This is a genomic window from Psychrobacter sp. MF31 (assembly GCF_012847335.1).
Classification (GTDB): domain Bacteria; phylum Pseudomonadota; class Gammaproteobacteria; order Pseudomonadales; family Moraxellaceae; genus Psychrobacter.
This window is the reverse complement of the sequence record NZ_JABBDX010000003.1, coordinates 101,046-124,786: the sequence shown is the minus strand read 5'-3', so window position 1 is coordinate 124,786 and position 23,741 is coordinate 101,046. Positions and strand designations below refer to the sequence as shown.

The 23,741-nt window shown below is 46.0% G+C and carries 17 protein-coding genes and 1 pseudogene; 13 read left to right on the top strand and 5 right to left on the bottom strand.

Features of this window, described 5'->3' with window-relative positions; translation table 11 throughout:
* Positions 1-249 precede the first annotated feature (249 nt).
* From pilG to HF322_RS05560, 9 genes and pseudogenes are all read left to right on the top strand, one after another.
* Entirely contained in the window at positions 250-642 is a 393-nt protein-coding gene (gene pilG / locus HF322_RS05600) for a twitching motility response regulator PilG (RefSeq protein WP_169392428.1), read from the top strand.
* 131 nt (positions 643-773) lie between these two features.
* Positions 774-1,136 (top strand): PleD family two-component system response regulator, encoded by a 363-nt coding sequence (locus HF322_RS05595; RefSeq protein ID WP_169392427.1) that lies wholly within the window; start codon positions 774-776, stop codon positions 1,134-1,136.
* A 3-nt stretch (positions 1,137-1,139) separates the two neighbouring features.
* A complete protein-coding gene (locus HF322_RS05590) occupies positions 1,140-1,670 on the top strand; it encodes a chemotaxis protein CheW (RefSeq protein WP_169392426.1) in 531 nt (176 codons plus the stop codon).
* Positions 1,671-2,179: 509 nt separating this feature from the next.
* Positions 2,180-3,238 (top strand): annotated as a pseudogene (locus tag HF322_RS05585) (methyl-accepting chemotaxis protein); the annotation flags it as partial.
* A gap of 28 nt (positions 3,239-3,266) precedes the next feature.
* Positions 3,267-4,187 carry a CheR family methyltransferase gene (locus HF322_RS05580; RefSeq protein WP_169392424.1) on the top strand — a complete coding sequence of 307 codons (921 nt, stop codon included), beginning with the start codon at positions 3,267-3,269 and terminating at the stop codon, positions 4,185-4,187.
* A gap of 116 nt (positions 4,188-4,303) precedes the next feature.
* A complete protein-coding gene (locus HF322_RS05575; protein ID WP_169392423.1) occupies positions 4,304-11,341 on the top strand; it encodes an Hpt domain-containing protein in 7,038 nt (2,345 codons plus the stop codon).
* A complete protein-coding gene (locus HF322_RS05570; RefSeq protein WP_169392422.1) occupies positions 11,331-12,344 on the top strand; it encodes a chemotaxis protein CheB in 1,014 nt (337 codons plus the stop codon). The genes HF322_RS05575 and HF322_RS05570 overlap by 11 nt, the downstream gene beginning before the upstream one ends.
* 30 nt (positions 12,345-12,374) lie before the next feature.
* A complete protein-coding gene (locus HF322_RS05565) occupies positions 12,375-12,947 on the top strand; it encodes a hypothetical protein (RefSeq protein ID WP_169392421.1) in 573 nt (190 codons plus the stop codon).
* Positions 12,948-13,056: 109 nt separating this feature from the next.
* Entirely contained in the window at positions 13,057-13,584 is a 528-nt protein-coding gene (locus tag HF322_RS05560; RefSeq protein WP_169392420.1) for a cytochrome b, read from the top strand.
* A 69-nt stretch (positions 13,585-13,653) separates the two neighbouring features.
* On the opposite strand, the gene minE is transcribed toward HF322_RS05560, so the two are convergent.
* The 5 genes from minE to HF322_RS05535 form a co-directional block, all read right to left on the bottom strand.
* On the bottom strand, positions 13,654-13,959 hold the full coding sequence (gene minE, locus HF322_RS05555; RefSeq protein ID WP_169392419.1) for a cell division topological specificity factor MinE: 306 nt from the start codon (positions 13,957-13,959) through the stop codon (positions 13,654-13,656).
* 2 nt (positions 13,960-13,961) lie between these two features.
* Positions 13,962-14,774 (bottom strand): septum site-determining protein MinD, encoded by an 813-nt coding sequence (gene minD, locus HF322_RS05550; protein WP_169392418.1) that lies wholly within the window; start codon positions 14,772-14,774, stop codon positions 13,962-13,964.
* Between the two features lie 263 nt (positions 14,775-15,037).
* Positions 15,038-15,802, bottom strand: a complete 765-nt coding sequence (gene minC / locus HF322_RS05545) for a septum site-determining protein MinC (RefSeq protein ID WP_169392417.1) — start codon at positions 15,800-15,802, stop codon at positions 15,038-15,040.
* Positions 15,803-15,891: 89 nt separating this feature from the next.
* Entirely contained in the window at positions 15,892-16,923 is a 1,032-nt protein-coding gene (locus tag HF322_RS05540) for a hypothetical protein (RefSeq protein ID WP_169392416.1), read from the bottom strand.
* A gap of 57 nt (positions 16,924-16,980) precedes the next feature.
* Positions 16,981-17,946, bottom strand: coding sequence for an acyltransferase (locus tag HF322_RS05535; RefSeq protein ID WP_169392415.1), 966 nt, complete (start codon positions 17,944-17,946; stop codon positions 16,981-16,983).
* A 443-nt stretch (positions 17,947-18,389) separates the two neighbouring features.
* On the opposite strand from HF322_RS05535, the gene HF322_RS05530 reads away from it, so the two are divergent.
* The 4 genes from HF322_RS05530 to HF322_RS05515 all read left to right on the top strand — a co-directional run bounded on the left by HF322_RS05530 (position 18,390) and on the right by HF322_RS05515 (position 23,740).
* Positions 18,390-19,043, top strand: a complete 654-nt coding sequence (locus HF322_RS05530) for an OmpA family protein (RefSeq protein WP_169392414.1) — start codon at positions 18,390-18,392, stop codon at positions 19,041-19,043.
* Between the two features lie 284 nt (positions 19,044-19,327).
* Complete coding sequence (locus HF322_RS05525) at positions 19,328-20,767, top strand: imelysin family protein (RefSeq protein WP_169392413.1); 1,440 nt, start codon at positions 19,328-19,330, stop codon at positions 20,765-20,767.
* Between the two features lie 212 nt (positions 20,768-20,979).
* Positions 20,980-22,560 carry a di-heme oxidoredictase family protein gene (locus HF322_RS05520; RefSeq protein WP_169392412.1) on the top strand — a complete coding sequence of 527 codons (1,581 nt, stop codon included), beginning with the start codon at positions 20,980-20,982 and terminating at the stop codon, positions 22,558-22,560.
* A 34-nt stretch (positions 22,561-22,594) separates the two neighbouring features.
* Positions 22,595-23,740, top strand: a complete 1,146-nt coding sequence (locus tag HF322_RS05515) for an imelysin family protein (RefSeq protein ID WP_169392411.1) — start codon at positions 22,595-22,597, stop codon at positions 23,738-23,740.
* The last annotated feature ends 1 nt before the right edge of the window (position 23,741 follow it).

The following is a 23,741-nucleotide window of genomic DNA, read 5'->3' as shown; positions in this document are numbered from 1 at the left end:
GCTAAAAAATTAATCAATTAAAGCCCATTATTTGCTATGATACGGGTCATCGTTGATATACAAAATTATTATTTTAACGTTTGCTTGAAGGCTGATCATTTAAAAAATAAAGCCATGGCAAAAGCAAATGAACAGAATTTAAGTAAAAACTGCAAAAGCTAACGCTGCATGGGATCAATGTTTGAGCCATGCAAGGTTATTGATATCAAACAAAGCCAAACCAAAACGAGCTGTTGATAGGATAAAATCATGGAAAACAATTTTGATGGGCTAAAGGTGATGGTCATTGATGACTCAAAAACCATCCGCCGAACTGCCGAAACCTTGCTTCAAAAAGCAGGCTGTGAGGTGGTCACGGCGATCGATGGCTTTGATGCCTTAGCAAAAATCGTTGATAACAACCCAGATATTATTTTCGTGGATATTATGATGCCAAGACTAGATGGCTATCAGACGTGCGCGCTCATTAAAAACAACCCAGATTACGCCGACAAGCCCGTCATCATGCTGTCATCAAAAGATGGATTATTTGATAAAGCGCGCGGCAGAATTGTGGGGTCGGATGAGTACTTGACCAAGCCATTTAGTAAAGATGAGCTGTTTGATGCGATCAATCAATACCGAAGCCAAAAAGCGGATTGAAAGATTGAATAAAAAAGTGTGACTTAAGTCATAAGATAAGCAGGCAATCATGGGTATTTTTAGGTAAAAAATTCTTTATAGCAGAATTTTTTTAAACCATGAATAAGCTGATGATGTATAAGGAAATATTCATGACCACGGTATTAGTTATTGATGACTCGCCATCTGAAATGGCGAAATTTCGTGATATGTTGGCAAAAAACAACTTTCACGTTCTTGAGGCATCAAATGGCGAGCAGGGCTGTGAGATGGCAGTCGCCCATTTGCCCGATGTGATTTTGATGGATGTGGTCATGCCTGAAATGAATGGCTTTCAAGCGACGCGCAAAATTACTCGCGATAAAGCCACAGCACACATTCCGGTGGTGATTATCAGCACCAAAAACCAAGAAACCGATCGGGTTTGGGGCAAGCGCCAAGGCGCCAAAGAATATTTGACCAAGCCTGTTGATGAGTTTGAATTGGTACGCATTATTAAAAGCGTAACGGAGTAACTTGTGGCGTCTCGCGGATTTATTGAGCTGTTGCGGCTGGCAGATCTGGCAAAAGCACGAAAAAGCGGTCGTCAGGGCGGTCAAGATACCGATTGGCGCGGCGTGGTGTTTGAAATCAATGGTCAGCAGCTTATCGCTCCGATGGGTGAGATTTCAGAGGTGCTGAACATGCCGGAATTTACCAGCGTTCCTATGGTTCAGCCGTGGCTTTTGGGCATTGCAAACGTTCGCGGTAGGTTGCTGCCGTTAACCGATTTGGCAAAATTTTTGCAGCTTCCTGGTCGAGCAAAACCGTTAAGCCAAAAAAAAGTGATGGTGATTGACCAAGGCGCTATATTTTCAGGATTGCTGGTCGATAAGGTGTTAGGCATTGAGCAGTTTTCAAAGAACCAATATCGGGCTGAAGCCATTGATATTGATTCGCCATTTGCGCCTTACAATCATGGAAAATTTTTAAAAAATCGCCAAGATTGGTTTATTTTTATGCCAAGTTTACTGGCTCAAGACCCGCGTTATATTGATGCGTCGATCTAACACCATCGCGATTTTGGCGACGGCTTTATTTGACGCCTCAATTATTGATTTGCTTTAGGATTTAAGGCTGACATCAAAAGAGTTTGTCAGCGATTTTTCGACTTTTTGCCCATCCTTATCATCATTGATGACCGTAACTGGCCTAAAGTTAGTTTTCATACGACTTAGACGACTGTTTGAAAGGAATAAGCACGATGAGTGATACCAAAAATCCGTTGAGCGGCGCGCAAAATAACTTGCCGATCACGATGGATGACAATAGCAATTGGAAGGCGTTACTGGGGCTATTTGCTTTGGTAAGCTTGGGCTGTTTATTTTGGTTGGCAAGCTCTGTAGATTTTGAGCATGTCTCGGTGCTGCCTGCATTGGGATTTTTGCTGGGAATTTTGGGGCTTATTTACGCCTTGACGCAGCTGTTAAAACAGCGTGGTGGCAGTGAGCGCTTATTGATTGAAAAAGAAACGCTGCGCCGCCGCCAAGAAGCGGAAACTGAGTCTGAGCGCGCCCGCCAAATTCAAGAGGAAAACGAGCGCAACCAGATGGCAATTTTGCGACTGCTGGATGAGTTGGGCGACTTGGCGGAAGGGGATTTGACGGTTAACGCGACCGTTTCTGAAGATTTTACCGGTGCGATTGCGGACTCGGTAAACTTTGCAATTGACCAATTGCGCCAGTTGGTTTTGGTCATTAACAGCACGGCTGACCGTGTCTCTCAGTCTTCTGAGCAAACGCAGCTGACGGCGGTTGAATTGGCGGAAGCTTCTGAACACCAAGCTCAAGAAATTGCTGGCGTTTCTGCGGCAATTAACGAAATGGCAGTTTCTATTGACCAAGTATCGACCAACGCGACCGAGTCGGCAGCGGTTGCTCAGCGCTCGGTTGCGATTGCTTATAAAGGCGCGGATGTGGTTCAGCGCTCAATTGAAGGCATGAACGTCATCCGTGATCAGATTCAAGAAACTTCAAAACGAATTAAGCGCTTGGGTGAGTCCTCGCAAGAGATTGGTGATATCGTAAGCTTGATTAACGACATTGCGGATCAAACCAACGTTTTGGCATTAAACGCCGCCATTCAGGCATCGATGGCAGGGGAAGCGGGTCGCGGGTTTGCGGTCGTTGCCGACGAAGTTCAACGTTTGGCTGAGCGTTCAGCCAACGCGACCAAACAGATTGAAACTTTGGTAAAAACCATTCAGGCAGATACTAACGAAGCGGTGATGTCGATGGAATCGACCACATCGGAAGTCGTTCGCGGTGCAAGATTGGCAAAAGATGCTGGCGAAGCGCTTGAGGAGGTACAAAACGTTTCTAATACCTTGGCAGATTTGATCCAAAACATTTCAAACGCCGCTCAGCAGCAGGCGGACTCGGCAGGTCACATTTCAAATACCATGAACATTATTCAAGACATCACCTCGCAAACGTCCTCAGGAACGATGGCAACGGCGCGCTCTGTTGGTGAGCTTAATGAAATGGCAGCAGCGCTGCAAGAGTCGGTGGCAGGCTTTAAACTGTCTAACGATGATGAGCATTTAACCCCGCATCATGACGGCTTTCAAATTGTTTAATTTAGATTGATTGGAGCGCCTTTGATCCGTGAGCTCTCATTTTAATCGATCATTTGAAACGATCAAACGCCAAAGCGTTACTCAGCCTATGGTTTCCTTATCAAAGGCAGAAATCCAGCTTTGGCGGCGCTTTATCGAAAGTGAAATTGGTTTTGTATTGCCAACCGAGCAGCTAGGCTGGTTAGTTCATGCTGTAGAAGCTACCGCGCGGTCAAATCAGTTGAGTATCGAGGTGTTATGGCAGCGCATGACTATGGATCCAATACTGCGCCAAACTCTACTTGATGAAGTCCTTATTTTAGAAAGCCGCTTTTTTCGTCATCCGCCCTCCCTTGACTTTATTGTCAACCTTGCCAAAGCTTCTACCTCAAACCGTCATCAAAGCCATCACAAACCCTTTCGGATTTGGAGCTTGGGCTGCGCTAATGGTCAAGAAGTTTGGTCGCTTGCGATGATGCTGGCGTCAGAAGGAATTGATCAGTATCATATTTTAGGCTCAGATGTCAGCCAAAAGGCGTTAACTCAAGCAAAAAGTGCTCAATATGAGGGACGGACGCGCCGTTTTATTCCAAACGCTTATCAGCAGTTTTTGATCCCAATGATCCCTGTGACCTCAGTCTCGCGTCAAAATCAGACAAATGACACGCTAACTGATTTGCCTTGGCAAGTCAGCTCTAAGCTTCAAGATCATGCCAGCTTTATTTGGCACAATATATTTTGTGATGACCTTCCAACTGGCGACCAAGACGTCATCATTTGCCAAAATGTGCTGATTTATTTTCGCAAGTTTGATCAGCGCGATATTTTGACCAAACTTACGCAAGCTTGCGCCATCGGTGGTCATATTATTTTAGCACCTAGTGAAGGGTTAAGTTGGCGACCAAAAAATATGCGCAAAGTAAAACACCCGTTGATTAATGCTTGGCAAAAAATCAGTGATGAGTCTTAACAACAAGGTCAAATTGGCTATAATGATCAGAGAATAAAACGTGGTTAGCAGGATGCTTACTGATTTAATTTGGCTTTGACCCGTTGGATGAACGATAACCTTATTAGGACAATCCTATGAAAAACCAGCCCAATGAGATGGCATCGCTTGATTGGTTATTGCCCATCATTCAAGAAAAATTGCGTTTATTAGATAGTCGTGAGCAAAAGGTCGATACTGAGTCGTTGCCAGCGGTAATGGGTGCTGAAACTTTGGATGCGCCTCATCTTTATCATCAAATCAGCGGCGCGCTGACCATGGCAAATCTGCCAAACCTTGCTCATCTTGCCAAGCTTTTAAGTGTCTTAACGCATCAAGATCTACTGCCAAAGTTAACCAAAATAGAAGTTAAGCAATCACAATTTGCCCATCAGCTGCTCAGCCTTGAGCTGGCTCAATTTGGTCAGTGCGGCAGCTATCGTAAAACTTTGGTCACTAAAACCAATCAACTTCTTGAAGCGATCCTCAACCGCTATCAGTTTTATCTTTCCAACCACTCGATCACCATACCGACCGCTGCTTTAGATGCGAAGGCTTTAGCAAAGTCAGATATCCTTAATCAAGCGATTGAGATTGAAGTCCCAACCGTTAAAAAAGTCCTCACTTTTCAGCCCAATCAATATCAAAAATTGCTGAGCGTTTGGCATCAGCAATGTCAAAAGCTGGCGGTAAGTTGTCAAGTTGATCAAAATAGGAGTCCACACCAAGATCAGCAAGCTGCACTGTTAGCGCCATTAGTAAAGGTCAGCCAATATTTATGGCACGCTCAATTATCAATCGATCAGCAACAGCTTTGGTTTTTAACGGACGTTTGGCTACAAAATCTTGCTCATAACTCAGAAGCTGCGCCAACTGATTTTGCGCCAATTTTGGTGAAATTAGAACACATCATTAACGACTATAGCCAACCAAATCATGAGTCCCAACCTTTATCTGACGATCAGATTCAGGCTTTGATTGCAGATATTTATATCAATTTAAGCTTACTTGACAATCTAACAGCGCCTGCCAATGAAGTATTGCAGCATTTAACGGATGATAATGAAGTTGAGCAAGCGTTTTTACCACGGATTTTAGGAAGCATTGAAGCCGTCATTTTTGCGCTTGATGATCCAAGCTCGCAGTTGATTCCGATGGCGCAAATCAAGCGCCAGCTTGGTATTCGCGGCTGGTCGCTTTATGCCGCTCAAGCCGCGCAAATTTTAGCCCAGCTTGAAATCATGGCAGATAATGTTAACGACGATAATGCCAAGGCTAGCGATTTGCATTGGCAAGTTGAACGTCAGTTGCAAGAGCTTTACAGCGCCATTTATCAAACTGAGCAGGGCATTAAAAATAAGATTGGCACGGCAACGTCGTTTATTTTGCCAACCGAGAAGACGCCATCGGCAGAATTGCAATTTTCGGATGATGCCTTGCGTCAATTGAGGATTGCGGTTGAAGATGTCAAGCAGCATTTTAATGAGTATGTTCAGCGTCAGCAGCCGTATTTACTGCCGCCCCTTGAAGCGTTTTTTGATATTGGCGATGCTTTTGATGACATGGGGCTTGAGAGCATTCGACCGCTGACGGATAAGCTTGGCGAGCTGATTGCAACTTTGGCGGAAAAAGAAGTTAAGCCCATCCATTGGCAGTTAACCCAAGCGCTTGCAGACAGCTTATCGGCGATTGAGCTGATTCTTGATTATTTGGCGCAGCAGGTGTTTGACCAAAACTTACTTAATAAAGCCGTTTTACAAGTTCAGCACGCTGATCAGTTATTTGATCAGCTTTTAGATAACCCAGCGGCTATTAATGACATCAGCATTTTTCCAAAAATTGACCATTCGGTGGTTCGTTATGATGATGAAGGCGAGGTGATGCCTTCTGAATCCGAGGACGGCATTTTAGAAGATGCTGAGCGCTTTGATCCCATTGCTGATGAGTTGCTGGCTTATGATATTAGTGAGTCAGAAGTTGATGGTTTAACAACGGCTGAAAGTCAAATTGCAAATTTGGCGATCAGCACCGAGCTTGCCGCCATCCATGATGAGCTTCCTGAAGATGACTTTAGCATGGACAGTGACATCCGTGACATCTTTATTGAAGAGGCGGAAGAAGTCAGTGATGAGTTGGCGGACTTGGTGCCACTTTGGTCGCAAAATACGGAGGATTTGACCCTGCTTACTGAGATTCGCCGCAGCTTTCATACGCTTAAAGGCTCAGGGCGGATGGTTGGCGCATTTAGTCTTGGCGAGGCGGCTTGGGCGATTGAAATGCTCTTAAATCGGGTGTTGGATAAAACGCTGTCGCCATCATATGAAGTGGTTGATTTGGTTCGCCAAACGCTTGATCAATTGCCGACTTGGGTGGCAGATTTTGCGGCAATGCGACCGCCAAGCCGTGATCCGGCGACCTTTATTTTACAAAGTCAAAACTTGCTGTCAGGAAAACCGCTTATGTCGGGGCTTGAGGGTATTTCTGATTTGCCATTACAAAGTTCAGTGACGCTCAATGACGATATAACAGCCGAAAATCCAGTTGTCAGTGAGGATATAAACGATCATGAAGCGCAAAGCTTTTCGGCAAAAGAGACGGCGCCAGTTTTTGCTGAGCAGGTTGCGGCGATCTCTCAGCAAAAGCTGCCACAAGTTTTAGAAACTATTGTCAACGAGTTAACGTTTCCTGAAGATTCGCAAGATGCTGATCCTGATATTAAAGAGATTTTTATTGAGGAAGCAGAAGAAGTTTTGGCAGAAATTACGCCACTTTATGAAGATTGGCAGCAAGATATTGATAATCTTGCGCCCCTTACCGAGATTCGCCGCGGTTTTCATACTTTAAAAGGCTCCGGACGAATGGTTGGCGCGTGCTACTCCGGCGAGCTTGCTTGGGCAATTGAAAATATGCTCAATCGCTTGCTTGATCGCACCATAACGCCGTCAAAAGATTTGGTAGCGCTGGTTGGCGATGTCATCCATCATTACCCAACGCTGATTGCGGTATTTGCAAATCATGGCGCGGCGGCAGATTATCCTCAAGACGTTCCGCTCTGGATTGCTTGCGCGCAAGCGTTTAGTAAGCAGCTTGGCGATGAGTTTAATTATCAACGTCTCATCAATGAGGGTTTGCCTCAAACTGATCCGCAATTGCACTCAGAATCAGGGTTAGCGGCGCCCGATCATGTCTTACAAGCTTGTCATTCCGCGCAAGAAATTATCAGTGAAGCTTTGGCAGAAATTCCAAGTCAAAGCGCCGAAGAGCAAGCCTTTGCCGCGATTTTTATTGATGAAGCTTATGATTTGTTGAACCAAATTGATGAGTTTGTTGAGGTCAATAAACATTCAGATTTTGTGGAAGTTAGCGATGAAATTGTTCGTGCGTTCCATACGCTTCGGGCGGCAGGTGGCGCGAGCGCCTTGGCGGCAATCAGTGAGGTGAGCGCGGCGATTGAGCAAAGCCTTGAGCAGCTTCAGCAGCAAGATGCGCTTATGGACGCTCAGCATTTGCAAGCGATTGCCAAATCCATTGAGATGATTGACAGCTATTTGGATGCCTATCAAGAAGACCAATCGCAGCCGTCGGACAGCGTTCAAGAACAAAGCCCGCAAAATTTAAGCACCTTGCAAACCATGTTGGATCATTCTGAAGCAAAATCGGCGCTTGCAGAGAGTCCCTTTAGCGTCGCGGCGCTGTTAAAAATTGGCATCGATACGCTGCTTGATGCCGAGTGCTATTTGCGGCATTCATTAAGTGATGACAACGCCGATCAGACGCAGTTTTATATCGGTCAGCAGCAGCAGCAAATTGCCAAATTGGCAAAAGCGACGGCAAGCTCACCGAAGTTTTCGCGGTTGTTATCAGCGCTGGCTCATGCTTATGATTATTTATACCATCACGTAAGCGCGGCTCGCGATAAAGATATTCAAACCTTGCTGTTGTCCGGTCATGATCAGCTGGTAGGGCTGTTTGATGCGCTTGCCGGAAGCATGTCGCTTAAAGTTGATGAGCAAGTGATCGCAGAATTGGGTCAGCTTGGCGATCAGTTGCCAAGTGATAGAAGTGATGAAGCTGACCTTCAAAATGAGAGAGTAACAGCCGCGCCAGAAGCTTCCGAGTCAAATGAAGTCAGACCAAAAGCAGGATTAGAAGACAGTGCTCGCGATCTTTTAGTGCCCTCTGTGGAAACCGTTCAAGCCGATGAGTTATCCCTTGAAGTTATTGATACTGATATTGAGCTGCTTGAAATCTTTTTGGAAGAAGCCCAAGAGCTTGATAATGCCATTGCGCAAACCTTTAGCCAATGGCGCGCGGACAAAGACAACAGTGCTGCCCTCAAAATCCTTCAGCGCCATTTGCACACCATCAAAGGTGGCGCTCGGATGGCAGGGATTCATAGCATTGGCGATTTGACCCACGAAGCTGAAAGCGTTTATGAGGCGTTTGTTGAAAACCGCCTTGCCCCAACGGCGCAGTGGCTGGATATCATGCAGACGGTTCAAGACACACTGTCTTTGCAAATTGATTATGTGATTCGCTATCGGGAGTCGTTTTTTGCTGCAGATTTGATTGCGCAGTTGCAAGACTTTATTCAATTACAAACGCTTCCCAATCAGATCACGTTATTATTGCCGGCGCTACAAAATCATTTGCAAGCTGATGAGGTAGAAGAGAACCCTTCTGATGAAAATTTAGAGACGGTCAATCTTGACCATCTCATCAATCAATCTTGGCAAGATGGTCTTCCTGATCCTGACATTTTAGAGGTCTTTTTAGAAGAAGCTGATGAGCTAATTGTCAGCAGTAATAAATATCTGCAATTGTTTTTAAACAACATCAGCGATATTGTGGCGTTACAGGCGTTGCAGCGGGATTTGCATACCATTAAAGGTGGCGCGCGAATGGTTGGCGCCAATGGCATTGCTGATTTGGCTCACCAAATGGAAACGGTTTACGAAGAGCTTGCCATTCGCCGCCGACCTGCCACGAAAATGATCGCTCAGTTGCTAGAAGCTTGTCACGATTGGCTTGCCGATGCGCTATTTATCTTAAAGCACCAAATCAACCCGCCCATGCCAAAAGCGCTCATTGAGGCGTTAATCCAATTTAGCAAAAACCCTGACAGCTTAAAGCAAGTACCAAGTCAGTCGCTACAAGTTGAGCTGAGTGCCGTATTGGCGGCAAAATCTAAGCAAGAGGCAATATTTGGGGCGGCAGACATTAGTCAGATGCCCTCAATGCGCGGCAGCTTTGTGGCACAAGAGCAAAGCAGCAGCAACGAGATGATCCGCATTTCAAGCAATTTGATTGAGCGCATGATCAACCTATCGGGCGAGTCGGCGATTAACCGCGCGCGAATTGATATGGGGATGAGCAGCTTAACCAACAGCATTGAGGAGATGGGCGTTACCATTCAGCGTCTAGCCGATCAGCTCAGACGGATGGAAATCGAGCTTGAAGCGCAGATTTTAGCGCAAATTGATGACACTGAGCTGATGGGAAAAGAAGGTTTTGACCCGCTTGAGATGGATCAATACTCCTCTTTGAACCAATTGTCCAAGTCATTGACCGAGTCGGCATCGGATTTGGTCGATATTAATAGCACGTTACTTGAAAAAACCCGTGACAGTGAAAATTTGCTGCTGCAACTGTCACGAACCCAAACTGAGCTTCAAGATGGGTTGATGAATTCAAGAATGGTGCCATTTGCTAGATTGACCCCAAGGCTTGAGCGGATCGTTCGGCAGACGGCGAATGAATTAAACAAGTCGGTTGAATTGACCATCGTCAATGCCGATGATGAAATGGACAGAACCATCCTTGAGCGCATCACCTCGCCACTTGAGCACATGCTCAGAAACGCGGTTGACCACGGTATTGAAAGCCCGCAAGAGCGTTTAAATTTAGGAAAAGAGCGCAGCGGTCAAATCATCCTTGAGGTGATCCGCGAAGGCAGTGAAGTGGTGATTCACTTAACCGACGATGGTCGCGGCATTAACGTTGAAGCCGTTCGCCAAAAAGCCATCTCACAAGGGCTGATCGATGCCAACGACAAAAGTCTTTCTGACCTTGATGTCATGCAATATATCTTTAATGCCGGATTAACCACCACCAAGCAAGTGACTCAAATTTCAGGTCGCGGCGTTGGCATGGATGTGGTGATCAGCGAAATTAAGCAGTTGGGCGGTCTGGTTTCGGTCAACTCTCAAGCCAATCAAGGCTCGCGATTTACCATTCGGGTGCCATTGACCGTTGCCGTATCAGATGCGTTGGTGGTTCGCGCTTCTGATCGCTATTACGCCATTCCTTTGGTTCAGATTGAGCGCGTGGTTCGGGTTCAGCCAGAAAAGCTGTTTGATTATTATCAGTCCGATCGCGCCACCATGCGCATTGATGATATCGATTATCGCATTCATTATCTCAATGAAATCTTAACTGGCAGCCGATTGAATGAATTGATTGTAAATACCAACTCAAGCTTGCCGGTAATCATCGTTAAAAACCGTACCGGACAAAATTTAGCGTTACAAGTGGATCAAATTGCAGGATCACGGATCGAGGTAGTGGTCAAGCCTTTAGGTCGTCAGCTGTCGCATTTGGCAGGAATTTCAGCGGCAACCATTATGGGCGATGGCTCAGTGATGCTGATTTTGGACATGCTGGCACTGCTTCGAAATGCTGCAGTGATCAAAGATGTCAAGCAAGTCAATGATGGCAGCCGAAAAGTGGCTAAAAAATCCGAGCATCAGCCCACCATTTTGGTGGTGGATGATTCAGTGACGGTTCGCAAAGTCACCTCACGATTCCTTGAGCGCCAAGGGTTAACCGCGGTCGTGGCAAAAGATGGTATTGATGCCATTGAAATCTTGCAAGAATTGACGCCAGATTTGATTTTGCTTGATATTGAAATGCCGCGAATGGATGGCTTTGAAGTGGCAACCCAAATCCGCCATAACCGCCGCTTAGAGCATATTCCTATTATTATGATTACCTCAAGAACGGGGGAAAAACACCGCGAGCGCGCCTTTGAGCTTGGCGTCAACGACTATATGGGAAAACCATTCCAAGAAAATCAGCTGCTTGATAACATCCAAAGCCTGCTTGGCATCACCTTAGGCGAGGTTCATGACGGCTAATCAGCGCATTGAGGCGCTAAAAAACAAGCCAGCTTCGGACATTACGGTGCTGGTGGTAGCAGAAAATCCGCAGCAGCGTTTGGCGTTTAGCGATACGGTCAAAAGCTGCGGCTTTTTGCTGATTGATTGCGTCAGCCGTGATCAGCTCGCGCAAAAACCTAAGCCCCCCAACATCGATATTTGGCTCATTGACAGTGATTACGATGAGTTTATTATCGATGCCATTGCCGCCTCAAATTACAGCGCCGTTCTGGTGGGCTTTAGCCGAGCGCCTTACTTAAATGAGCTGCCGCAATACGCCAAATGGCAGCGCAAGCTGAAGCGCAAATTTGCGCAACTGTTGGATTTGCCTGAGCTGTTAGTGGCAAAAAATACCGCAAACCAAAGTAAACCTTGGCAGTTGGTGGTGTTTTTGGGCGCATCGATGGGCGGACCTGAAGCGGTTAAAGAGTTTTTGGATCACTTGCCGCCAAGTCTGCCGATTTGCTTGCTGCTTGCCCATCATTTTAACCAAAACATGATTGAAACCCTGCCGCGGATTTTAAATCGTCATAACACGTGGTATTGCCAAATCATCACCTCAACTCGGCGACTGCAATCAGGATATTGCCTGATTGCGCCGATTGATCAACAAATCATTTGCGACTCAGAGGGTCGGGTGATTTTATTACCGCAGCCGTGGGCGGGGGAGTACAAACCTGCGATTGGTCAGCTGCTCAAAAATATGAGCGATGTTTACGGCAGTGATTTGGTCAGCATCATTTTTTCTGGCATGGGTCAGGACGGCTCGCAATATTTGGCAAGCATTCAGGACAACCAAAGCCAGCTTTGGGCGCAAGACCCAAGTTTGAGCACCTGCTCAAGTCAGCCGCAAGCCATTATCGACTCCGGATTTTGCCAGTTTGTAGGAAGTCCAAAGGCATTGGCAAAAAAGCTGATCGATGTGGTGAACGAACGCGAGCGCCATGAGCGGCAAGTCATCTCTGATTTGAGCGTCAAATAGCGCCGCGTCAACTTAACTTAGGAGGTCATTTTGAACCAAATTCGAAAGCATTCGTTTGAAGCCGTAAGTTTATTGACCGCCGATAACGGTCTGCTTGAGGTGAGCATCATTCCGGCAATGAACCAGCCGGATTGGCTGATTCCAACGAGCTTGATTTTAAGTATTGAGCCGTATCATGAGCGGATTTGGACGTACCTTTGGCATCAGCAGGAAGTGGCGGTGTTTCACTTGTTGCCGAGAAGTCAAACGCCCGATAAAATGATTGTCTTAGAAGGCAACACCAGCGTTCACCGAATTGCTTTGCAAACGGTTGGCGACATTAAAAACATCCAAGTTCGCATCTCTGATGTCAAAGATACTGAGCTTCCTGAAAAATATTTGGACGTTGCTCAAGCCAATATTAACGTTAATAAAAAACGTGATGAAGGGTTTAACTTTTTTGCGCCCGTCGTTACGGGCAGCGACAATGAGGTTGCCGAAGAGCGCTTTCGCGAAAACGTAATTTTATCGTATCTGTTCCAAACCGTCATGATTGATGATCATTATTATTTGGTTCCAGATTTAGATAAGATTGCCCACCAACTGGTGGATCTAGACAGCTAATCTTAAGGATTCTTAACAATAGCATAGCACTGTTGAGTTTTATTAATTAAATTATCGGCTATAATAGCTGGCAATTGATTCCAACTTAATGATAAACATAAGGTGAGCTATGACCCAAAGCAATGCAAATCTTCAAAAATGGCCGCTAAGTAGCCGGATTTTTCATTGGATCAGCGCGCTATTACTGCTCATCACTTGGGGAATGATTTTGCTTTATGACCAATCAGAAAGCAAATTATACATCGGTCTTCACAAAGCTTTTGGCATGAGCTTATTGTTTTGGATGATTGCTCGGGTGATCAATCGCGTTTTGACCCAAGCGCCTCCTGATATTTTGATGCCAAAATGGCAGCAGCTTGCCGCGCATTTTACGCATTTTGCCCTTTATGCGTTGTTGATCGCGATGCCTATTGCTGGATTTTTAATGTCAGCTTACGGCGGTCGTCCGGTTGATATGTTCGGCTTATTTGAGCTTCCGGTATTTGTTGCCCCTGATCGTGCGTCAGCGCGGTTTTATAACGATTTGCATACCGATATTATTTGGCCATTGATTATCGTGTTTACGGTACTGCACATCGCAGGAGCTTTGCAGCACCAATTTATCAAAAAAGACAATTTGATTGGTCGGATAAAATAAACGCTTAAATTTAAGCCGATAAAAAAGCCCTAATCGATTAGGGCTTTTTTTATAGTCATTTAAATGGACTTAGTTTGATTCAGCAGCAGGCTTTTTATGTTCAGGCAAGCTGATGTTCATTTCAAGAACGTCCAAGCTGTTTTCGTTACGGTGATTGATGTTCACATCATCAATCTGAACGCCGTTGACGTATTTATTGACCACTTCTAAGATTTCACGCTTCATTTTTTCGATGCGATCGGCGGTTAAGCGGTTGTTTAGGCGATTTTCACTTTGAACGATCACCTTTAGGCGCTCAGTTGCGGCGCTGGCGCTTCCGGTAGCTTTGTCATCACTACCAAACAGACTGCCCCAAAATCCTTTTTTCTTGCTCATCCTTAACCCCCAAACCAGCGTTGTAAGAAGCTTTTCTTCTTGATTTCTGTGTGACGTAGGGGGCGCTCTTCACCCAAAAAGCGGGCTACGATGTCGTCATAGCATTGCCCTGCAACCGAGTCGGTATAGTGGATGACCGGCTCACCATGGTTTGAGGCTTCAAGTACCGAGTGGCTCTCAGGGATCACGCCAAGTAAAGGCACTTTTAAAATGTCATTTGAGATGGTGTTGATGTCCATCATCTCATTCGCCGCGGCGCGCTCAGCGTTGTAGCGAGTGATGATCAGATGCTCACGAACCGCGCCTTCATTTTTTTCAACTTTTTTGGTTCGGCTTTGCAAAATACCAATGATGCGATCAGAGTCACGGACTGATGAAATCTCAGGGTTGGTGACGATGATTGCCTCATCTGCGTGGTACATGGCAAGCTGAGCGCCGCGCTCAATACCAGCAGGGGAGTCGCAAACGATATAATCAAACTGCTTGGACAGCTCATCCATGACATCTGCCACGCCTTTGTCGGTCAGCGCATCTTTATCTCGAGTTTGACTGGCAGGAAGAATAAATAAATTGTCGAGCTGCTTGTCTTTCACCAAAGCTTGCGACAATTTGGCGTTGCCACTGATGACATCAACAAAGTCATAAACAATGCGGTTTTCACAGCCCATGATCAAATCGAGGTTTCGAAGTCCCACATCAAAATCGATAACCACGGTTTTATGACCGCGTAGCGCAAGTCCTGCGGCAAAAGATGCGCTGGTGGTGGTTTTGCCCACACCGCCTTTACCTGAAGTGATTACAACTATCTTTGCCACAATGGCACACTCCTATGAATGATTGGGATGTCAAAAATTTTTGTGCCGCAAGACGCTTTAGGGTCAAAAATCCCGCAGCGATCATCAAAAAAAGGGCGGTCACTTAAGGGGATAAGCCTAACATAAATAAACAAAAAGTTATAGCTGTGAAACCCAAATCAAAGCCAATCGGTCAAAATTTTTTACTTTCAAAAGATTAAAGGATTTTTTTATCAGCGCTTACTTTTGAATCAAAGTGGTCGCCTGACGAGTCGATGCTTAAATTAAAAATCATCCATAACCGTAAAGACCAAACCTTGACCTTCTTTAAAGCGAACTTGAACGGTTTTATCAATCACATGCTCAGGTAAATTGTCACGAAGGCAATAGGTTCCAGCAACTGACACCAAAGAGGGATTAAACATTTGGCAAAAAATCCGCGCATCTTTATCGCCCGTTGCGCCCGCCACCAAGCGACCTTGAGCGCGACCATAAACATGAAGGCTGTTGTCCGTGATGGCTTCAGCGCCATTGTTCACGCTGTTGGTCAAAATCAAATCGCCGCCAACGTGGTTGAGGCTCTGACCGGATCGCAAAATTTGATCATAAATCAGGTTGGTGACTTGTTCGGTTGGCAAGGCAGGCGCCGGATCTTGAGGTTCAGGGGCGTCATTACCTGCGCGAACTTCCGGCTCTTTTTTCGCCTTTGGAACAATGCGCTCAATGCGGTTGCCTTCTGCTGGAAAAATCGCCAATCGCAGCTTTTCTGCTTGCTCATCAAGGATGCCTTTGACCACCCCGATAGGCTGAAGTCCCCAAGACCATAACAAATCAATCAGCGCATCCAAATCTTGATCGACGCTGCTGTCAACAATCACTGGAATTTGGCTGGTTTTATGGTTCAGCGTTTGGGCAAGCTGATCATCAATAGCGGCTAAATCGGCGGTATTTAATTGCAATCGTGAAAAGGTCAACATTTTGCCAAAAAACGTTAAGGTCGGCATCGCCTCTTTTTCTGTGGCATCAGTGGCATCGGTTTTGGTCGTCATAGCGTCAGTCCTTCCTACCTTAAAGGGTCTTAAATGGGGCATCAATTGGGAATGATGGGGCTATCATAACGGATTATTTTAAGGATTGCTTAAAAGTTCAGCAAATCTTGATGCTTCCATTGCTGAACCTTAATTTGCGCCTCAAACTCATCCAGACTTGCGGTAATCACGCGAGCAATCAGCGCTTCAAGCTCAGCGTTATTAGTATCGATCGACGCAATATCGTGAGCAATGGCGGCAAAAAGCGCCTCTAAGCGATCAGGATCAAGCAAAAAATCACTAAGGGAGGTCACCACATTCTCGCCGATACTGTGACCGACGCTTAACAGCTGCGATTCAATCAAACTTCCGGCAATCGGGATCATTTTTAGATAGCGGCGAAGCTCAGGCGAATTGGCAAGTCCCGTTTCGACCGCTTGACCAATATCGACCGCCAAGCCTTGATTTTGAGTGTCTTTTAGCTGGAGCAATTTTGGCGCAAGCTCTTGCTTTAATAAAGACAATAAGGCGTGCTCAATGGCATCGCGATTATTGCCAATTGCTGATTGGATGATGGACTTTTGGGTTTTGGGGTCGGTCAATTGAGCGCGGTAATTGTAAATCGTGGTTAAAATCACCCGATCTGACAATTCCTCAAGCAACAAATTGATATAAAATTTAATCCGGTTGACCCAGGGCTGCGGCAAGACTTGATAGCCAAGCTGATATAAGCGCCGACCTATGATCACCACCCGAAACAACCGCAGCGCCCGTAGCTGCGGCGAGCAACCTAAAACCTCATACCAATGCACAAATGGGAAAAAAAACCAGCGATAGTACACTTTGGTATAAATGGCGATGCCCCAACGAACGAGCAATTCTAAAATCAAAAATACCGTAAAAAACCCGCCTGCCGTTCGCAGCGGCTGATGTAGTACTGCCTGATACCACTGCAAGCTGTCCGCGAGCGCCAATTTTACCGCGATCAATTGGCTAAAGTCGCTCATGAGCATGGTATCAAAGCCAATCACTAGCAAATCAATACTGATGGCGATCATCATGGCAATATCATAGCCAAGCTTGATCCGGCTTGGCTTGACACTTGGGGTTTTGGCAGGGATATCAGCAGGCGAGTCAATCACAAAAGGCTTACCTTAAGGTTGGTTGAAAATTCAAGCAAAAGGCGACAAGCTATCGGCTTATTGCGGTTGAGCTTTTGGTTGAGTGGTGTCAAATTCTGCCAGCATAGTTTCAATTTGCCCATCTTTTTGTTGCCAAATGTCATCAAGCCAAGCAAACATATCGGCTTTCACGCTCTCATCATTGTCGTAGTCGCCAGTTTTGATCGCTGAAAATAACGCTTTTGGCATGTCAATTTTGCGAACCTCGACCCCTAAGCGCTGAACGTTGCCAAGCCACAAATCTTGATAGCTTGGTGTGCCGTCAGGATAAACGATGGTCATGTCCAAAATCCCATCAATCTCATCACCCAGCGATTGAATAGCAAGCGATAAGCCGCCGGCTCGTGGTTTAAGCAAATGCTGATAAGGCGAGTTCTGCTGATCATGTTTTTCTTTGGTGAACCTTGTGCCTTCTAAATAGTTCAACAGGGTAAAAGGCTTGTCTTTTAACAATCGGCAAGCGCGCTTGGCTTCCTCGATATCCTGACCTTTTAAGCTTGGATTTTTGGCAATGGCTTCTTTTGAGTGGCGCTTCATCATCGGAAAGTCTAAAAAATAAAACGTCTGACCAACAACCGGAATATAAATCAGCTCAAACTTGGTAAAAAAGCGCGTCAGCGGCAAGGTTTTTTCGCTTACGTACTGAATGACGCTGGTATCGACCCAAGATTGGTGGTTGCTAATCAGCAGATATTTGCCATTGGGGTTGATATCGTCAGGCAAGCTGATGCGCCAATCTTTATTAGGAAACAGCTTGTCAAGCAGCACATTATTGCTGTGAATCCAATGATTGGCAATCTTAATGACCGTTTGATCAGCGATTTTGGCGCCCGTAATCATTTTGGTAGCGCCCATCAGCCAAATCGGAATACTACCGCCAATACTGTTTGCGGCAATAACGCCCGTTGCGGTGGCAAGCGAGGCAGCTTTTGCCACTTTTGGGGCGCGATGTTGCAAAGATTGCATGGCTTTGGTCACGATCATCTAAACCTCCTTTTTATCATCATCAAAGTCAGCCAAATTGGGTTAAGTAAAGTCGCTTTTGGAGCAACTGAGCTGCTTTGATAACAACAATGCTAAATCAAAATTAATAAGCGCTATGGTAGCAGAAAATGATTTGAGTGTACGCTTGTTACGGTTGCGCTTTGATTAAATTATTTTGCGCTATTTATTTTAAATTGATGATTAAGTTAAGAAGATAAAATAAACTTTTATTCATTAATAATATCTATCATCTTTATTGGGTAACTTTTGAGAAGTAATCATGGCGTTATTCACCAGCCGTAGCAAACTGGCATGCAGTAGTCATACATAGATGTGACAAAATATTACATAATCCTAAGTCGTCTTTGCCATAATGGCAGGGAAAGATTTTGAGTAACATTTACTTTGATGGTGAAAGTTAGTTTATAGTGAGGAAAAATTATATGAAAAATTCATTGATGGTTGCCGCGTTAGCTTCAGGATTGGTTTTGGCAGGCTGTAGCACTGACCCAGCCACAGGTCAACAACGTTTAAATAAAACAGCAATTGGCACTTTAGCAGGGGCAGCAGGCGGCGCTGCAATTTCAAAAGCGACAGGTGGTGACAAAACTGGTCGTGATGCCGCAATCGGCGCGGCACTTGGTGCAGGCGTTGGTTACTACATGGAGCGTCAAGCCAAGCAGCTTGAGCAGCAAATGGCAGGAACGGGCGTTACTGTTCGACCTAACGAAAATGGTAACATTGATCTGGTCATGCCAGGCAATATCACCTTTGCCTTTGATGATGCTACCCTAAATTCAGCGTTTACCCCAACTTTGAACAAGCTTGCTGCAACCTTAAGCGAGTACAACCAAAACACCGTAACGATTGCTGGTCACACTGACAGCAAAGGTACAGATGCTTATAACATGAAGCTATCTCGTGACCGTGCTTATGCCGTTGCCAATTACCTAAGCGCTCGCGGCGTAGCTTCAAACCGTATCCGTGTTGAAGCTTATGGCAAAACTCGTCCTATCGCAAGCAACGCCACTGAAAGTGGTCGCGCTCAAAACCGCCGTGTTGAATTGACCATTAACGCCCCACAAAGCGTTCGTTAATTTGCAAGCGTGATAAAAAGTTAAGTTAAATCAAATAAAAAGGTCAGCGTGATGTTGACCTTTTTTTTGGTTTATATTTTTAGAGTTATATTTTTATAGTTACATTGCCAAAGTTATCATCAGCGCTATAAAAATCACGATTATGATCAAATTAAGTTTGATAATCGTTCTCAATACTCCTATAATTTGAGCCGATATGCCATTGCGAAGTTATCACTGATGGTTCAGCTTTTTCCTGCCAAACTTTTAACTATTATTTAAATTATTTCATTGATGAGGGATGTATGACGCTTACTGCCATGACCAAAGGTCGCCTAGTCAAAACTGGATTGGCTTCAGCGATGGCGGCAGCGCTGCTGTTGACCGGTTGCAGCAAAACCAACAATTCTGACCCCCAAGCTGAAACAACCACCCAAAGCTCAGATGCCAGCGCCAAACCTTCTGCTGCTGAGCAGGCAAATTTGGATCGTTTGTTGTTAAGCTATGCGGACATGGCGCACGCTGCATTTAAAGATTCGCTTGATACGGCAAAACAGCTGCAAACGGCGGTGAATACTTTTGTGGATGACCCAACCCAAGCCAATCTTGATGCCGCAAAAGCTGCCTATAAAGCGGCGCGTCAGCCCTACGCCCAAACCGAAGTTTTTCGTTTTGATGAAGGCTTTGTGACCAAAAATGACACTCGTAAAATCGCCAGCATCGATGGTTGGGAAGGTCAAATTAACGCGTGGCCACTTGATGAGGCGCTCATTGATTACGTTAGCAGCAATTACGAAGGCGAATATAACAGCAAAGACAACATCATTAATAGCGATACCGTAACTGTCGGTAGCCTTAAGCAAGACACCAAAACCATCACTCCTGAGCTTTTGGCAGAAATGAATGAAATCGGCGGCAGTGAGGCGAACGTGACCACAGGCTATCATGCGATTGAGTTTTTACTTTGGGGTCAAGATACCAATGGCACAGGTGAGGGCGCAGGAAATCGTCCGGTAAGCGATTATGTTACCGATGGTCAGTGTACCAGTGGCGATACGGTAAATGCAGATTCGCGTATTTGTGATCGCCGCGGTCAGTATCTAAAAGCGGTAACGCAATTATTGGTAGATGATTTGACCGATATGGAAGCTGAGTGGCAGCCGGAAAGCGACAATACCTTGCGGTCTGATTTCATGGCGCGAAAAGACAGCAACGCCCTTCGCCAAATTATGTATCAAATGGGAAGCCTTGCCTTGGGTGAGCTGGCTTCAGAGCGTATGCAGGTTGCGTTTGTTACAGGCTCTACTGAAGATGAGCATGAGTGCTTTAGCGACTTGACGCACTTAAGCTATGCCAATAATGCTCGTGGCATCCAAAACGTCTTTAACGGCAGCTATAAAACGGTCGATGGCAAAGCCGTTGGCGGTTATGGCTTAAAGCAGTATTTGATCGACACCAACCATAAAGATGAAGCCGACAAATTAACGGCTGACTTTAAAAAGGTTGAGGACGCCTTTAACATCATCGTGGATAAAGCGGAAAAAGAAGGCATTAAAGTGGATCAAATGATCGCAACTGTCGGTCAAGCCAATAAACATGGCATCTCCGCTGAAGAGCAAAATAAGCGCCGCGGCTGGATTGAGGCTGGAATTACAAGCTTGCAAGCATTAACGGCAGATATTGAAAACGCCGCCGCCGCCGTTGGTATTGATAATCTTGATGCCGATGCTGGATCGCAATTTTAACTGTTGCGTCACTAAAAGGCGTTCTATCGTCAAATAAAAATGATGTCGTGTTGGTTATAAAATCAATAATGATTCTCTTTTTTATCCCATGTTTTTTAGTATAATAGCATGCCATCAATCAAGGTTGATGGCATGACCGTTTAACAGCCGCAAGTTTAAGACAATCGGCTTTAAATGAACGTTTTAAGTCAAATCAGCGTTTAGGTGATGCCATGACGACAAGAGCACAAATTGTAGCCCAAAGCCTTGCAATACTATCGATCGGGGTACTAAGCGCTTGTCAGCCGACAAACAACCACAAAGATGATCCAGACTCAAAGATGTCAGTCTCAAAAGAGCGCGTTGCTGCCATTGAAAATATTGCGGGCGTTCCGATGGCAACGCTGATCGAATTTGACCCGCAAGAGATCAAACAAGGCGGCGATACTGGAATTAGCATTACCAGTTCTGAGAGCTACTCAAAGCCATCCTCCAACATTCCTGCCTCACGAAAAGGCAACTTTTTTATTGGCAATGCGTTTTTTAAGCAGCCTTGGGTCGTGGCGCCTGCAAGTACCGACAGCCGCGATGGGTTAGGGGCGTTGTTTAATGTGGCTGCCTGTCAATCTTGTCATATCAAAGATGGTCGCGGTCATGCGCCCAACCATCCGGAGGATGATGCGGACAGTTTGCTGATTCGTTTGGCAATGCCTGCCACCACGGCTGAGCAAAAGCAGCAATTGCAAAATTCACTGATCGAAAAAATCGCCCATCCGGTTTATGGCGGTCAGCTTCAAGATCGCGGTATTCAAGGCGTTCCGGCAGAAGCGCGGATTCAAGTGGATTGGCAAGATAAAAAAGTCACCTTTGCTGACGGTCATGTCGAAACCTTGCGAAAGCCAACCTTTCATTTAACCAACGCCGGTTACGGCGCGTTTGATGACGACTTGATGGTATCGCCAAGGATTGCGCTACCGATGATTGGTTTAGGGCTTTTAGAGCAAATCCCAGTTGATGCCATCAAAAAACAAGCCGACCCCAAAGACAGCAACGGCGATGGCATTCGCGGCGTTTACAATTGGGTGACCGATGCCGAAACGGGAAAACTCATGCTTGGGCGCTTTGGCTGGAAAGCTGGTCAAGCCAAATTGCTCACCCAAAACCAAACTGCTTTTAACGAAGATATGGGGCTGACCTCAAGCATCCGCCCAAAGGAGTCGTGTACGCCGTCGCAAACGGCTTGCTTAAAAGCCGCCACTGGCGCTGACTATCAAGGTGACGGCAAACCTGACGTTGAAGTCAGCGATGAAGTGACCAAGTTTGTTGAATTTTATACCCGAAATTTAGCCGTTCCCCATCGCCGTCAAGCAGATAACGTACAAGTGCTTACCGGTAAAAAACGCTTTTATAATATGGGCTGCCAAAGCTGCCACACACCGCGCTATCAGTTGCCAAAAACGAATGACGACCACCTTGAGCAGCATGGTCAAATCATTTATCCATACACCGACATGCTGCTTCATGACATGGGCGATGATTTGGCAGATCGCACCATCGCCGGAAAACTGCCGCCAAAAGACGCTCAGGTGGAGTTTTTAGCGACCTCGTATCAGTGGCGAACCCCGCCGCTTTGGGGCGTGGGTCTTGCGCAAACGGTCGATCCGCAAGCGACTTTTTTGCATGATGGTCGCGCCCGAACGCTCATGGAGGCGGTACTTTGGCATGGCGGCGAGGCAAAAGCTCAGCAGCAGCAAGTTTTAAAGCTTGACCAACAAGGTCGCGAGGAGCTTCTCGCCTTTTTAAAATCGTTATAACGTTTTGCAAGTTCACCCAACCACCGAGTAACTTATGAAAAAAACTCATGCCCTAGCCATGGCAATCTCTGCGCTGAGCGCCGGACTTTTGGTCAGCTGTGTTAAACCTAATGACAATCAAGCGGCGGATAGCAAGCAGCAAAAAGTCAGTGACAACAAAGCTGAAACTCAAAAAGCCACCGCCACTACTGATACAGAAGCCGTTAAAATTACGCCAGTTGAGCTTAGCGCGGACACCAAAAAAACGTATCTGACGCATGTGGCAGACGATATTGTCATCCCAGCTTACGCCAAAAGCGCCGAGCAAAGCTTGCGGCTTCATGACTTGGCAAAATCGCATTGTGGCAGCGCTCCGGTCACCGGCGACAAGCTTGATGAGCTGCGCGCCGCTTGGCTTGAGCTTGCAAAGTCGTGGTCAGCAGCTGAAATGATCAATTTTGGTCCTGCCACCAAAAGCATGAGCAATTTATACATCAACTACTATCCTGATGAGCGCGGCTTGGTTCATCAAGGTGTGGCGGACTTAATCCGCGCCAATCCGAACTTAACCCCTGAGCAGCTTGCGGATGAAAGCGCCGTGGTTCAAGGCGTTCCAGGGCTTGAAGAAGCGTTATTTGCCAATGACCGCTTGGATTCAGGCGAGTGTGCTTACGTGATGAGCGCAAGCTCGGCGTTAAATCAGCGCCTAACGGCAATCGAGAAAAATTGGCAAGAAAACAAAACCACCTTGCTTGCCATAGATAACGTCGATAACAATCAAGGGCTGAACAAATGGTTTAACTCGCTATTGGCAATGATAGAAACAATGAAATCAAGCGCCATTGAGCAGCCACTTGGACTTTCTGGTAAAGCCAAAGGTCACCTTCCGGCAGCAACGGCGAAGCAAAGCCGCGAGATTGTCAGCGCCAAATTGGCAGTCCTTAATCAAGTGCTGACCGACCCCGTATTTACCGCTATGCTTGGCACCAAGGGCGAAAGTGAGGTAGGCAATAAGCTATCGACCGCCCTTGCCGATACCACAACCTTGCTTGCGCAATTGCCTGAAGATATGGGCACAGCGGACAAAGCCAATCAGCAAAAACTGCTTGAGGACTTGACCACGATCACCCGCGTCATCAAGCGTGAATTGATGCCAACGCTTGGCGTTCGCGTGGGCTTTAACAGCACCGATGGCGACTGAT

Bases quoted from the DNA above. Each gene is read 5' to 3' on its own strand.
- HF322_RS05595 (WP_169392427.1), top strand. From the start codon at position 774: ATGACCACGGTATTAGTTATTGATGACTCGCCATCTGAAATGGCGAAA.
- HF322_RS05560 (WP_169392420.1), top strand. From the start codon at position 13,057: ATGACCCAAAGCAATGCAAATCTTCAAAAATGGCCGCTAAGTAGCCGG.
- HF322_RS05520 (WP_169392412.1), top strand. From the start codon at position 20,980: ATGACGACAAGAGCACAAATTGTAGCCCAAAGCCTTGCAATACTATCG.
- HF322_RS05575 (WP_169392423.1), top strand. From the start codon at position 4,304: ATGAAAAACCAGCCCAATGAGATGGCATCGCTTGATTGGTTATTGCCC.
- pilG (WP_169392428.1), top strand. From the start codon at position 250: ATGGAAAACAATTTTGATGGGCTAAAGGTGATGGTCATTGATGACTCA.
- HF322_RS05530 (WP_169392414.1), top strand. From the start codon at position 18,390: ATGAAAAATTCATTGATGGTTGCCGCGTTAGCTTCAGGATTGGTTTTG.
- HF322_RS05525 (WP_169392413.1), top strand. From the start codon at position 19,328: ATGACGCTTACTGCCATGACCAAAGGTCGCCTAGTCAAAACTGGATTG.
- minC (WP_169392417.1), bottom strand. From the start codon at position 15,802: ATGACGACCAAAACCGATGCCACTGATGCCACAGAAAAAGAGGCGATG.
- minE (WP_169392419.1), bottom strand. From the start codon at position 13,959: ATGAGCAAGAAAAAAGGATTTTGGGGCAGTCTGTTTGGTAGTGATGAC.
- HF322_RS05515 (WP_169392411.1), top strand. From the start codon at position 22,595: ATGAAAAAAACTCATGCCCTAGCCATGGCAATCTCTGCGCTGAGCGCC.
- HF322_RS05535 (WP_169392415.1), bottom strand. From the start codon at position 17,946: ATGATCGTGACCAAAGCCATGCAATCTTTGCAACATCGCGCCCCAAAA.
- HF322_RS05570 (WP_169392422.1), top strand. From the start codon at position 11,331: ATGACGGCTAATCAGCGCATTGAGGCGCTAAAAAACAAGCCAGCTTCG.